Annotated in this window: 9 protein-coding genes; 7 read left to right on the top strand and 2 right to left on the bottom strand. The window is 72.8% G+C overall.

Going from position 1 to position 12504, the window contains the following annotated elements; translation table 11 throughout:
- Positions 1-14: 14 nt before the first annotated feature.
- The 6 genes from ACZ3IL_RS05925 to ACZ3IL_RS05950 all read left to right on the top strand — a co-directional run bounded on the left by ACZ3IL_RS05925 (position 15) and on the right by ACZ3IL_RS05950 (position 9981).
- Positions 15-1523 carry a leucyl aminopeptidase gene (locus tag ACZ3IL_RS05925; protein ID WP_467387051.1) on the top strand — a complete coding sequence of 503 codons (1509 nt, stop codon included), beginning with the start codon at positions 15-17 and terminating at the stop codon, positions 1521-1523.
- A gap of 330 nt (positions 1524-1853) precedes the next feature.
- Positions 1854-3242 (top strand): dihydrolipoyl dehydrogenase, encoded by a 1389-nt coding sequence (gene lpdA / locus ACZ3IL_RS05930; RefSeq protein WP_467387053.1) that lies wholly within the window; start codon positions 1854-1856, stop codon positions 3240-3242.
- A gap of 62 nt (positions 3243-3304) precedes the next feature.
- Positions 3305-5137, top strand: coding sequence for a 2-oxoglutarate dehydrogenase, E2 component, dihydrolipoamide succinyltransferase (gene sucB, locus ACZ3IL_RS05935; RefSeq protein ID WP_467387055.1), 1833 nt, complete (start codon positions 3305-3307; stop codon positions 5135-5137).
- 130 nt (positions 5138-5267) lie between these two features.
- The gene (locus ACZ3IL_RS05940; RefSeq protein WP_467387057.1) at positions 5268-5891 is read left to right on the top strand and encodes a GntR family transcriptional regulator; all 624 of its coding nucleotides are present in this window, start codon (positions 5268-5270) and stop codon (positions 5889-5891) included.
- 366 nt (positions 5892-6257) lie between these two features.
- Positions 6258-8972 carry a pyruvate dehydrogenase (acetyl-transferring), homodimeric type gene (aceE, locus tag ACZ3IL_RS05945; RefSeq protein ID WP_467387059.1) on the top strand — a complete coding sequence of 905 codons (2715 nt, stop codon included), beginning with the start codon at positions 6258-6260 and terminating at the stop codon, positions 8970-8972.
- A 43-nt stretch (positions 8973-9015) separates the two neighbouring features.
- Entirely contained in the window at positions 9016-9981 is a 966-nt protein-coding gene (locus ACZ3IL_RS05950; RefSeq protein ID WP_467387061.1) for a helix-turn-helix transcriptional regulator, read from the top strand.
- A gap of 67 nt (positions 9982-10048) precedes the next feature.
- On the opposite strand, the gene ACZ3IL_RS05955 is transcribed toward ACZ3IL_RS05950, so the two are convergent.
- Complete coding sequence (locus tag ACZ3IL_RS05955; RefSeq protein ID WP_467387063.1) at positions 10049-10987, bottom strand: SDR family oxidoreductase; 939 nt, start codon at positions 10985-10987, stop codon at positions 10049-10051.
- A gap of 99 nt (positions 10988-11086) precedes the next feature.
- Here ACZ3IL_RS05955 and ACZ3IL_RS05960 point away from each other — a divergent pair, with 99 nt between their 5' ends.
- A complete protein-coding gene (locus ACZ3IL_RS05960) occupies positions 11087-11608 on the top strand; it encodes a DUF4240 domain-containing protein (protein ID WP_467388167.1) in 522 nt (173 codons plus the stop codon).
- A gap of 87 nt (positions 11609-11695) precedes the next feature.
- On the opposite strand, the gene ACZ3IL_RS05965 is transcribed toward ACZ3IL_RS05960, so the two are convergent.
- A complete protein-coding gene (locus tag ACZ3IL_RS05965; protein ID WP_467387065.1) occupies positions 11696-12490 on the bottom strand; it encodes an SDR family NAD(P)-dependent oxidoreductase in 795 nt (264 codons plus the stop codon).
- Positions 12491-12504 lie beyond the last annotated feature (14 nt).

Consider the following 12504-nt stretch of genomic DNA (forward strand, 5'->3'; position numbering starts at 1 on the left):
GAGATTTCACCACCGTGACTGCTCTCACTCTCAGCACTGCCGGCGCGGCGACGCTGCGCGCGGACGCCCTCGTCGTCGGCGTCGCGAAGTCCGGGAAGGAGCTGATCGTCGCCCCGGGCGCCGAGGCCGTCGACAAGGCCTTCGAAGGACGGCTCGCCGCCGTCCTGGAGACCCTGGGTGCCTCGGGTGCCGAGGGTGAGGCGACGAAGCTCCCCGCCCCCTCCGGCCTCAAGGCCCCCGTCGTCCTGGCCGTCGGCCTGGGCTCCGCGCCCGCGGACGGCGAGGCGTTCGGCACGGAGACGCTGCGCCGCGCCGCCGGCACCGCGGCCCGCGCCCTGTTCGGCACGAAGAAGGCCGGGTTCGCGCTGCCCGTCGACGGCGACGCCGCCGTCGCCGCGGTCGCCGAGGGCGCCCTGCTCGGCGCGTACGCCTTCACCGCGTACCAGGAGAGCGGCAAGGACGCCAAGAAGCCGCTGGGCGAGGTGGCCCTGCTCGGCGCCAAGCCGCGCGACAAGGCCCACAAGGCCGCCGCCGACCGCGCCCAGGCCGTCGCGGAGGAGATCAACCGCGCCCGCGACCTGATCAACACCCCGCCGAACGACCTGACGCCGGCCGCCTTCGCCGCCGCCGCGCAGACCGCCGGCAAGGAGCACGGCCTCAAGGTCCAGGTCCTCGACGAGAAGGCCCTCGCCAAGGGCGGCTACGGCGGCATCCTCGGCGTCGGCGCCGGTTCCGCCAACCCGCCGCGCCTGGTCCGCGTCGCCTACACCCACCCGAAGGCGGAGAAGACCCTCGCCCTGGTCGGCAAGGGCATCACCTACGACTCGGGCGGCATCTCCCTGAAGCCGGCCGGCCACAACGAGACGATGAAGTGCGACATGAGCGGCGCCGCCGCCGTGTTCTCCGCCGTCGTCGCCGCGGCCCGCCTCGGCCTGCGGGCCAACGTCACCGGCTGGCTGGCGCTCGCGGAGAACATGCCGTCCGGCTCCGCCACCCGCCCCGGCGACGTGCTGCGCATGTACAGCGGCAAGACCGTCGAGGTCCTGAACACCGACGCCGAGGGCCGTCTGGTCCTCGGCGACGCGCTGACCAAGGCCTCCGAGGAGAACCCGGACGCGATGGTCGACGTGGCGACCCTGACCGGCGCCATGGTCCTGGCGCTCGGCAACCGCACCTTCGGCATCATGGCCAACGACGACGAGTTCCGCTCCACGATCCACGAGGTCGCGGAGGAGGTCGGCGAGGCGTCCTGGCCGATGCCGCTCCCCGCGGACCTGCGCAAGGGCATGGACTCCCCCACCGCCGACATCGCGAACATGGGCGAGCGGATGGGCGGCGGCCTGGTCGCCGGCCTCTTCCTGCAGGAGTTCGTGGGCGAGGGCATCACCTGGGCCCACCTGGACATCGCGGGCCCGGCCTTCCACGAGGGCGCCCCGTACGGCTACACCCCCAAGGGCGGCACCGGTTCCTCGGTCCGCACCCTGGTGCGCCTGGCCGAGCGCCTGGCCGAGGGCGGTTTCTGACCGGCCCGGTTCCGTACGGCTTCCGTACGGCGGTGACGGCCCCGGGCTCCGCGCCCGGGGCCGTCGCCGTTCGCCCGTGACGGAATCCGTGCCGGTGCCGGGGCGGCGGGACGACGAAATCCGCGTGTTCGTACGACCTGCGGGCCCCCCGTACGGACGATCGGCCGTCCCGGAGCACGGCCCCGCGTCCCGTCGCCCGCCAACAAGTGCGAAGATGGGTTCCCGGCAGGACAGGGCCCCCATCACAGGGCCGAAAATAAGCGGCCGAACACCAGCCGCCGCCCGGTCATGGACGACCGGCGACGAGCGCACATGCATGGAGGACGTGACGTGGCGAACGACGCCAGCACCGTTTTCGACCTAGTGATCCTCGGCGGCGGTAGCGGCGGTTACGCCGCGGCGCTGCGCGGAGCGCAGCTGGGCCTGGACGTCGCACTGATCGAGAAGAACAAGCTCGGCGGCACCTGCCTGCACAACGGCTGCATCCCGACGAAGGCCCTGCTCCACGCCGGCGAGATCGCCGACCAGGCGCGCGAGGCGGAGCAGTTCGGTGTCAAGGCCTCCTTCGAGGGCATCGACATCAAGGGCGTGCACAAGTACAAGGACGACGTGATCTCCGGGCTCTACAAGGGTCTCCAGGGTCTCGTCGCCTCCCGCAAGGTGACCTACATCGAGGGCACCGGCCACCTCTCCTCCCCGACCTCCGTCGACGTGGACGGCCGCCGCGTCGAGGGACGTCACGTCCTCCTCGCCACGGGCTCCGTGCCGAAGTCGCTGCCGGGCCTGGAGATCGACGGCAACCGGATCATCACCTCGGACCACGCGCTGACCCTGGACCGGGTCCCGGAGTCCGCGATCATCCTCGGCGGCGGCGTCATCGGCGTCGAGTTCGCCTCCGCCTGGAAGTCCTTCGGCACCGACGTCACCGTCATCGAGGGCATGAAGCACCTGGTGCCGGTCGAGGACGAGAACAGCTCGAAGCTCCTCGAGCGCGCGTTCCGCAAGCGCGGCATCAAGTTCAACCTCGGCACCTTCTTCCAGTCCGCCGAGTACACCGACAACGGCGTCAGGGTCACCCTGGCCGACGGCAAGACCTTCGAGGCCGAGGTCCTCCTGGTCGCCATCGGCCGCGGCCCGGTCTCCGCCGGCCTGGGCTACGAGGAGCAGGGCGTCGCCATGGACCGCGGCTACGTCCTGGTCGACGAGTACATGCGCACCAACGTGCCGACGATCTCGGCCGTGGGCGACCTCGTCCCGACCCTCCAGCTGGCGCACGTCGGCTTCGCCGAGGGCATCCTCGTCGCCGAGCGCCTGGCCGGCCTGAAGACCGTCCCGATCGACTACGACGGCGTGCCGCGGGTGACGTACTGCCACCCCGAGGTCGCCTCCGTCGGCATCACCGAGGCCAAGGCCAAGGAGATCTACGGCGCGGACAAGGTCGTGGCCCTGAAGTACAACCTCGCGGGCAACGGCAAGAGCAAGATCCTGAAGACCGCGGGCGAGATCAAGCTCGTCCAGGTCAAGGACGGTGCCGTGGTCGGCGTCCACATGGTCGGCGACCGCATGGGCGAGCAGGTCGGCGAGGCGCAGCTGATCTACAACTGGGAGGCGCTGCCGGCCGAGGTCGCGCAGCTCATCCACGCCCACCCGACGCAGAACGAGGCGCTCGGCGAGGCCCACCTGGCCCTGGCCGGCAAGCCCCTGCACTCCCACGACTGACGCTGACGTCATCACAGGGCGCGACGACCACTTCCCGCAATTCGTTAGGAGCAACTGAAACCATGTCGGTTTCCGTAACCCTGCCGGCGCTCGGCGAGAGCGTCACCGAGGGCACCGTCACCCGCTGGCTCAAGGCCGAGGGCGAGCGCGTCGAGGCCGACGAGCCGCTGCTCGAGGTCTCGACCGACAAGGTCGACACCGAGATCCCCTCCCCCGCCTCGGGCATCCTGGCCTCCATCAAGGTCGCCGAGGACGAGACGGTCGAGGTCGGCGCCGAGCTGGCCGTCATCGACGACGGTTCGGGCGCCTCCGCCGAGGCCCAGGCCCCGGCCGCCGAGTCCGCCCCGGCGCAGGAGGCCCCCGCTCCGGAGGCCCCGCAGGCCCAGCCGTCCACCGAGACCGAGCAGCCCGCCCCGGCCCCGACCGCCGAGGCCGCTTCCGGCGGCGGTTCCGCCGAGGGCACCGACGTCGTGCTGCCGGCGCTGGGCGAGTCCGTCACCGAGGGCACCGTCACCCGCTGGCTGAAGTCGGTCGGCGAGACCGTCGAGGCCGACGAGCCGCTGCTCGAGGTCTCCACGGACAAGGTCGACACCGAGATCCCGGCCCCGGCCTCCGGTGTCCTCCTGGAGATCGTCGTCAACGAGGACGAGACCGCCGAGGTCGGTGCCAAGCTGGCCGTCATCGGTGCCGCGGGTTCGGCCCCGGCCGCCCAGGCCCCCGCCGAGACCCCGGCTCCGGCCGCCGAGGCCGCTCCGGCTCCGCAGGCCCCCGCCGCCCCGGCGGCTCCGGCTCCGGCTCCCGCGCCGGCCGCCCCCGCCGCTCCGGCTCCGGCTCCGGCCGCCCAGGCCCCGGCCCCGGCGGTCGCCGCTCCGGCCGCCCAGGCCCCGGCTCCGGCGGCTCCCGCGCCGGCCGCCCAGGCTCCCGCCCCGTCCGCCCCGGCCCCGGCGGCTCCCGCCGCTCCGGCGGAGGACGGCGCGTACGTCACCCCGCTGGTCCGCAAGCTCGCCACCGAGAACGGCGTCGACCTGGGCTCCGTCAAGGGCTCCGGCGTCGGCGGCCGCATCCGCAAGCAGGACGTCCTCGCGGCCGCCGAGGCCAAGAAGGCCGCTCCGGCTCCGGCCGCGGCCCCGGCCGCCGCCGCCCCGAAGGCCCCGGCCCTGGAGGCCTCCCCGCTGCGCGGCCAGACCGTCAAGATGACCCGCATGCGCAAGGTCATCGGCGACAACATGATGAAGGCGCTGCACGGCCAGGCCCAGCTGACCTCGGTCGTCGAGGTCGACATCACCAAGCTGATGAGGCTGCGCGCCCGCGCCAAGGACGCCTTCGCCGCCCGTGAGGGCGTCAAGCTCTCCCCGATGCCGTTCTTCGTGAAGGCGGCGGCCCAGGCGCTGAAGGCCCACCCGGTCATCAACGCCCGGATCAACGAGGACGAGGGCACGATCACCTACTTCGACACCGAGAACATCGGTATCGCGGTGGACTCCGAGAAGGGTCTGATGACCCCGGTCATCAAGGGTGCGGGCGACCTCAACATCGCCGGCATCTCGAAGAAGACCGCGGAGCTGGCCGGCGCCGTGCGCGCCGGGAAGATCACGCCGGACGACCTGGCCGGCGCGACCTTCACCATCTCCAACACCGGTTCGCGCGGCGCGCTGTTCGACACGATCATCGTGCCCCCGAACCAGGTCGCCATCCTGGGCATCGGCGCCACCGTGCGCCGTCCGGTCGTCGTCGACCACCCGGACCTGGGCGAGACGATCGCGATCCGCGACATGACGTACGTCGCGCTGTCCTACGACCACCGCCTGGTGGACGGCGCCGACGCCGCCCGCTACCTGTCGGCCGTCAAGGCGATCCTGGAGGCCGGCGAGTTCGAGGTCGACCTCGGCCTGTAGGCGTTCGCGGGAGGGCTCCGGCCGGACCGCAACGTAACGAGCCTCACCTGCGGCGCCCCCGCCCGGAAGTGTTTCCGGGCGGGGGCGCCGCCGTATTGTCTTAGGGTCGATACTCCCCGAGGAGCCCTTCATGACCGTCCCCGTCGTCCACTCGCTGCGCGAACAGATCCGCGAGCACATCGTGGAGGGGATCGTCAGCGGCCGCTGGAAGCCGGGCGAGCGGATCGTGGAGCGCCGGATCGCGACCGAGCTGGAGGTCAGCCAGACCCCGGTCCGCGAGGCGCTGCGGGAGCTGGAGTCGCTGCGGCTGATCGAGTCGGCGCCCAACAAGGGCGTCCGGGTCCGCAACCTCACCGCGGCCGACCTGGAGGAGAGCTACCCCGTACGGGCCGGCCTGGAGCAGATCGCGGCCGAGCTGGCGGCCGGGCGGCTCGCGGCCGACTGCTCGGCCCTGGAGCCGCACGTGGCGGCCCTCTACGAGGCGGACGCGGCCGCGGACGGGACGGCGCAGGTGCGGCACACGGTGGCCTTCCACCGGGAGCTGGTGAAGGCGGCCGGGAACGCGGTGCTGCTGCACACGTGGGAGACGCTGGGCATCGAGGTCTTCACGGCCCTGTCGATCCGCTGGCTGGGCACGGTCCAGAAGTCGTACGCGGAGGAGCACCAGGACCTCGTGGAGGCCTTCCGGAGGGGCGATCCGAACATCGGCGCCCTGGTGAAGGCCCACGTCCTGGGCTGCGCGCCGCGCGCCTGACCGTACGGGAACACGAGCGGGTCCGTCCTCCGGCGGGCCCGCTTCCTCGTGTCCGTACGCCCGCTTCCTCGTGTCCGTACGCCCGCTTCCTCGTGTCCGTACGCCCGTCCCCTCCCGTCCGCACGCCCGCTCATCCGTGCGCGCTCCCTCTCAGGGAACCTCCCTCACCTGCGAAAACAAGGCACCGGGTGCCCTTTTTCGCGGCACCCTGTGCCGACTTTCTCGATCTGAAGAGGTTTTCCGCTTCAACCCTTTGATCGATCATCGATCGTCGGTTTACAGTCTTCGGCGGGCCGTACCCGGCTCTCCGCCCTGTCCTGCCAGACAAGGGCCATCTCCACCCCACCTGTCCGGAAGGCGGCGATCATGACCGATCCCGTAGGCAAGACTCCGAGCGAGCTCGACCAGCTCCCGGACCGTGACACCGAGGAGACCGCCGAGTGGGCGGCCTCCCTGGACGCCGTCACCAAGGCCGCCGGCCCCCACCGGGCCGCCTACCTGATGCGCCGCACCCTCCAGCACGCCGAGGGCGCGGGCCTCGCCCTCCCCAAGCTGCTGGAGACGGACTACGTCAACACCATCCCCACCTCCGCCGAACCCTCGGTCACCGAGACCGGCGGCGACGAGGAGATGGAGCGGAGGATCACCGCCTGGAACCGCTGGAACGCGGCCGCGATGGTCACCCGCGGCTCGAAGCACGGCGTCGGCGGCCACATCGCCACCTTCGCCTCCGCCGCCTGGCTGTACGAGACGGGCTTCAACCACTTCTTCAAGGGCAAGGAGTCCCCCGAGGCCCCCGGCTCGGGCGACCAGCTCTACATCCAGGGCCACGCCTCCCCCGGCATCTACGCCCGCGCCTTCCTCGACGGGCGCCTGAACGAGGCCCACCTCGACAACTTCCGGCAGGAGTCCGGCGGCAACGGCCTGCCCTCCTACCCGCACCCGCGCCGCCTCCCCTGGCTGTGGGAGTTCCCGACCGTCTCCATGGGTCTGGGCCCGCTCTCCGCGATCTACCAGGCGCGCTTCAACCGCTACCTCACCAACCGCTCCATCAAGGACGTCTCCGCCTCGCACGTGTGGGCCTTCCTCGGCGACGGCGAGATGGACGAGCCCGAGTCGACCGCGGCCCTCGCCCTCGCGGCCCGCGAGGGCCTGGACAACCTGACCTTCGTCATCAACTGCAACCTGCAGCGCCTCGACGGCCCGGTCCGCGCCAACTTCAAGATCGTGCAGGAGCTGGAGGCCCAGTTCCGCGGCGCCGGCTGGAACGTCGTGAAGTCGCTGTGGGGCAACGCCTGGGACGAGCTGTTCGCGCTCGACACCACCGGCGCCCTGGTCCGCCGCCTCCGCGAGGTGCCGGACGCGCAGGTCCAGACGTACCAGACCCGCGACGCCGCCTACATCCGCCAGGACTTCTTCGGCAAGGACCCGGCGCTCGTCGAGATGGCGAAGCTGCTGGGCGACGACAAGATCCTGGAGTGCTTCCACCTCTCGCGCGGCGGTCACGAGCCGCGCAAGGTGTACGCCGCGTACAAGGCCGCCCTGGAGTTCAAGGGCGCGCCGACGGTCATCCTCGCGCAGACCGTCAAGGGCTTCACCCTCGGTGAGGGCTTCGCGTCGAAGAACGCGAACCACCAGATGAAGAAGCTGTCCACGGACGAGTTCAAGAACATGCGGGACCTGCTCGGACTCCCCATCTCCGACGCGCGGTTCACCGACGGCCAGGTGCCCTACGGCCACCCCGGCGCCGACTCCCCCGAGGTCCGCTACCTCCAGGAGCGCCGCGCGGCCCTCGGCGGCCCGGCCCCGGCCCGCCGCGTCCACCCGCTCGCCCCGCTGCCGGCCCCGGCCGAGAAGGCGTTCACCGCCTTCGACAAGGGCTCCGGCTCGCAGTCGATGGCCACGACCATGGCCTTCGTCCGCCTGGTGAAGGACCTGATCCGCGACAAGGAGACCGGCAGGCGCTGGGTCCCGATCGTCCCGGACGAGGCCCGCACCTTCGGCATGGAGAGCCTCTTCCCGTCCCTCGGCATCTACTCGCCGAAGGGCCAGACGTACGAGCCGGTCGACCGCGACCAGCTGATGTACTACAAGGAGGCCACGAACGGCCAGATCCTCAACGAGGGGATCACCGAGGCCGGTTCGATGGCCGACTTCATCGCCGCTTCCACCGCGTACTCCACGCACGGCGAGGCGATGATCCCGTTCTACATCTTCTACTCGATGTTCGGCTGGCAGCGGACCGCCGACCAGATGTGGCAGCTCGGCGACCAGCTCGGCCGGGGCTTCCTCGTCGGCGCGACCGCCGGCCGCACCACCCTGACCGGTGAGGGCCTCCAGCACGCCGACGGCCACTCGCCGGTGATCGCGGCCACCAACCCGGCGGCGCTCACGTACGACCCGGCGTTCGCCTACGAGGTCGCGGCCATCGTCAAGGAGGGTCTGCGCCGGATGTACGGCGAGGCCGCCGAGGGCGAGGACCGGGACGTCTTCTACTACCTCACCGTCTACAACGAGCCGATGCCGCAGCCCGCCAAGCCGGCCGGCGTCGACGAGGGCATCATCAAGGGCCTCTACCGCTTCAACACGGCCGAGTCGGCCGGCCTGGAGCTGCCCGCGAACCCCTCGCGCATCCAGCTCCTCTCCTCCGGCACGGCCATCCACTGGGCCCTGGAGGCGCAGAAGCTGCTCGCCGCCGAGTGGGGCGTGGCCGCCGACGTGTGGTCCGCGACCTCCTGGACGGAGCTGCGGCGCGACGCCCTGGAGGCGGACGCGGCGCTGCTGCGCGGCGAGGAGCGCACGCCGTACCTCCGCAAGGCCCTGGAGGGCGTGGACTCCCCCGTCCTCGCGGTCTCCGACTACATGCGCCAGGTCCCGGACCAGATCGCGCAGTGGGTCGAGCAGGACTGGTCCTCGCTCGGCGCCGACGGCTTCGGCCTCTCGGACACCCGCGACGCGGCCCGCCGCCACTTCGGCGTCGACGCGCAGTCGATCGTCGTCGCGGCGCTCGCGCAGCTCGCGCGGCGCGGCGAGGTGCGGGCGACGGCCGTGAAGGAGGCGCGCGAGCGCTACGGCCTGTAGGGGGACCCGTTCCCGGGAGGCGGGCGGCACGCATGATGGGGTCATGCGTGCCGCCCGCCTCATCAAGTTGGTCCTGCTGCTCCAGTCCCGCCCGTCGATGACGGCGGCCGAACTCGCCGCCGAGCTGGAGGTGTCGGAACGGACGGTCGCCCGGGACGCGCTGGCCCTGTCGGAGGCGGGGGTGCCGGTCTACGCGGACCGGGGCAGGGCCGGCGGCTACCGGCTCCTCGACGGCTACCGCACCCGCCTCACCGGGCTCGCCCGGGGCGAGGCGGAGGCGCTGTTCCTGTCCGGCCTCCCGGGCGCGCTGCGGGACATGGGCCTGGAGGACGCGGCCTCGGCGGCCCGCCTGAAGGTGTCGGCCGCGCTGCTCCCGTCGCTGCGGGACGCGCCCCGCACGGCGGCGCAGCGCTTCCACCTGGACGCGCCCGCCTGGTACCGGGAGCCGGTGACGCCGGAGCTGCTGCCGGTGCTCGCGGAGGCCGTCTGGGACGACCGCCGCGCCCGGGTCCGCTACCGGCGCGGGGACGGCACGGAGGTGGAGCGGGAACTGCGGCCGTACGGACTCGTCCTGAAGGCGGGCGTCTGGTACGCGTGCGCGTGGGCGGACGGCTCGTTCCGCACGTACCGCGTGGACCGCTTCACGGCGGTCACGGTGGACGGGGAACGCTTCGAGCGGGACCCGGACTTCGACCTGCCCGCGTTCTGGTCCGAGCGGTCCGGGGAGTTCGCGCGCTCCCTGCTGCGGGCCGAGGCCGTGCTGCTCCTCACCGGGGAGGGGGCGCGGCGGCTGCCGCACGTGACGGACCGGGCGGCGGCCGGGGAGGCCCTGGCGGCGGCCGTCGCGGAGCCCGACGGGCGGCTCCGGGCGACCCTGCGCGTCGAGAACGAGGAGGTCGCCCTCGGCCAGCTCCTGGGCCTGGGGCCGGAGGCGGAGGTGGTGGCCCCGGCCTCGCTCCGGGAGAGGTTCGCGGAGACGGCGCGGGGCCTGGCGCGGCTCTACGGGTGAGCCCCGGGGCGCGCGCCGGAAGGGGCGCCGTCCGCCCGGAGGCCGGGCGGGGCTTCCGGCGCGCTCCCTACCGGTAGTCGTCCACGGACACGTCGCCGTCCGTCTCCTTGGCCATGACGAACCCCCACGCGTCCGGCCGGGAGCCGTCCGCGTCGGTGAAGCCGTACTCCCTCGCGAGCTGCCCGCTGGAGAGCGAACGGCCGTTCCAGCGGGCCCGGCCGGGGTCGGCGGCGAGGGCGGCGACCGCGCGGCCGACGTAGACCGGGGACTCGGCGACGGCGAAGTCGGGGAGCTTCGCGGCGGCGTCGCGCCAGTTGTCCTCGGTCACGCCGAAGTGGTCCAGCATCTGCTCCGAGCGGAGCCAGCCGGGGGTGAGCGCGACCGCCGTGCAGCCGGACGGCTCCAGCTCGCGCGCGAGGCCGAACGCCATCCGGATCGGGGCGTTCTTGGCGAGGTCGTAGTACACGTTCTCGCGGTAGCGGGTGGCGTTGTACTCCTGCGTGCCGTCGGTGACCTCCACGAGGAGGCCGCCCGGGTGCCGGGTGAGCAGGGGGGTGGCCGCCGCGCTGGTGATCAGGTGGCTCTTCACGCCCAGTTCCAGCATGCGCAGGCCGTCGGCGAGGTCCATCTCCCAGATCTTCCTGCCGAAGCCGGCGACGACGAGGTGCTCGCCGCCCCAGATGTCGTTGACGAGGACGTCGAGGCGGCCCCGTTCGCGGTCGATCCGGTCGACCAGGGCGCGGACCCGGTCGGGTTCCAGGTGGTCGGTGGGGACGGCGACGCCCTCGCCGCCGGCGGCCGTCACCAGTTCGGCGGTCTCCTCGATGGTCTCGGTGGCCCGGCCGACCTCGCTGACCTTCTCGCGGGTGGTGCGCCCGGTGACGTAGACGGTGGCCCCGGCGGTGCCGAGCTGGACGGCGATGGCCCGCCCGGCGCCCCGGGTGGCCCCGGCGACCAGGCAGATCCGTCCGCGCAGGGGGGTGTTCTCGGTTGTCTCGGTCGTCATGGAACCCAGGCTGGCAGGAAACCCCGACACCTTCTGTCCGGATTCGTTTCGGGTTTTCCGGGTGCGTCGCGCCCGCCGGGGCAGGATGCTGGTCCCGTGATGGACGAGACCGAGTTCTGGGAGATCATCGACGCCGCCCGGGAGGACGCCGAGGGCGACGCCGAGGAGCAGGCGGACCTGCTGGTGGAACGGCTGACCCGGCTGGACCCCGACGCGGTTCTCGACTACGCGCGCCATTTCGAGGCCCGTTACAACCGCGCGTACCTCTGGGACCTGTGGGGCGCGGCGGCCGTGCTGTTCGACGGGGCGGGCGAGGAGGCCTTCGACTCCTTCCGGTGCTGGCTGATCGGCCGGGGCCGGGAGGTGTACGAGGGAGCCGTGCACGATCCGGACGCGCTCGCGGAGCTGCTCGGCGACTTCGACGTGGAGATCGACGGGGACGGCGAGGAGATCGGTTTCGCGGCGGACGAGGCCTACGAGCGGCTGACCGGCGCGGAGACCCCCGACCTGGGCATCCCGATGCCGGACGGGGAACCGCTCGGGACCCCCCTCGACCTGGAGGACGACGAGGCCCTGGCGGCCCGCCTCCCCCGGCTGTGGGAGCGCTTCGGGGCGGGGTGACGCCCCGGTCGCGGGTGCTCCGGGGCCGGGCGGAGCCCTTCGCCGTGCGGTCCGGGGCTCCTCGGAGCCGGGCGGCGGGCGGCGGGCTCAGAAGTGGGTGCCGCCGTCGACGCGGATCTCGGTGCCGGTGACGAACCTTCCGTCCTCGCTCGCCAGCATCGCGACGACGCCGGCGACGGTCTCGGGGCCCGCGAAGCCCTGGCCGAGGGCGGGGGCGAGCTTCGCGAAGAGCGCCATGTCGGCGTCGGCGGGGAGGCCGGGGCCGACGCTGCGGCGGCTGGCGCCGGTGCCGTCGGTCATGCCGGAGGAGATGGAGCCGGGCTGGACGGCGGTGAAGCGGACGCCCCGCCCGGCGTACTCGGCGGCGAGCGCGTGCGTCATGGACTGGATGCCGCCCTTGCTGGCCGCGTAGGCCGCCATGTACGGGTGGGCGAACGCCGCGGAGGTGGAGGAGAAGTTCACGACGGCCGGCCCGTCGCCCTCCAGGAGGGCCGGGATCGCCTCGCGTATCACCAGGAAGGTGCCGGTCAGATTGGTCCGGAGCACCTGCTCGAAGGCGTCGAGGGTGGTCTCCGCGGTGTGCGAGGAGCGCAGGACGCCGGCGGCGTTGACCAGGACGTCCAGGCCGCCGAGCGTCTCGACGGCGGCGGCGACGCCGGCCCGCACGGACGCCTCGTCGGCGACGTCCAGGAGGACGGTGGTGAGGCGGGGGGCGGCGGCGTCCGCCTTGTCGGCGGTGTCCTTCAGCCCCTCCTCGCTGATGTCGGCGGCGACGACCCGGCCGCCCTCGGCGAGCAGGCGCAGGACGGTGGCCTGGCCGATGCCGGAGCCGCCGCCGGTGATGAGGGCACGGCGTCCTTCGTAACGGGTGAGCTGGTTCATGGGGGCGGCCTCTC

The organism is Streptomyces sp. NPDC014907, assembly GCF_055562975.1.

Excerpts from the sequence above, each read along its gene's own strand:
- sucB (WP_467387055.1), top strand. The coding sequence starts at position 3,305 with ATGTCGGTTTCCGTAACCCTGCCGGCGCTCGGCGAGAGCGTCACCGAG.
- ACZ3IL_RS05940 (WP_467387057.1), top strand. The coding sequence starts at position 5,268 with ATGACCGTCCCCGTCGTCCACTCGCTGCGCGAACAGATCCGCGAGCAC.
- aceE (WP_467387059.1), top strand. The coding sequence starts at position 6,258 with ATGACCGATCCCGTAGGCAAGACTCCGAGCGAGCTCGACCAGCTCCCG.
- ACZ3IL_RS05950 (WP_467387061.1), top strand. The coding sequence starts at position 9,016 with ATGCGTGCCGCCCGCCTCATCAAGTTGGTCCTGCTGCTCCAGTCCCGC.
- ACZ3IL_RS05955 (WP_467387063.1), bottom strand. The coding sequence starts at position 10,987 with ATGACGACCGAGACAACCGAGAACACCCCCCTGCGCGGACGGATCTGC.
- ACZ3IL_RS05960 (WP_467388167.1), top strand. The coding sequence starts at position 11,087 with ATGGACGAGACCGAGTTCTGGGAGATCATCGACGCCGCCCGGGAGGAC.
- ACZ3IL_RS05965 (WP_467387065.1), bottom strand. The coding sequence starts at position 12,490 with ATGAACCAGCTCACCCGTTACGAAGGACGCCGTGCCCTCATCACCGGC.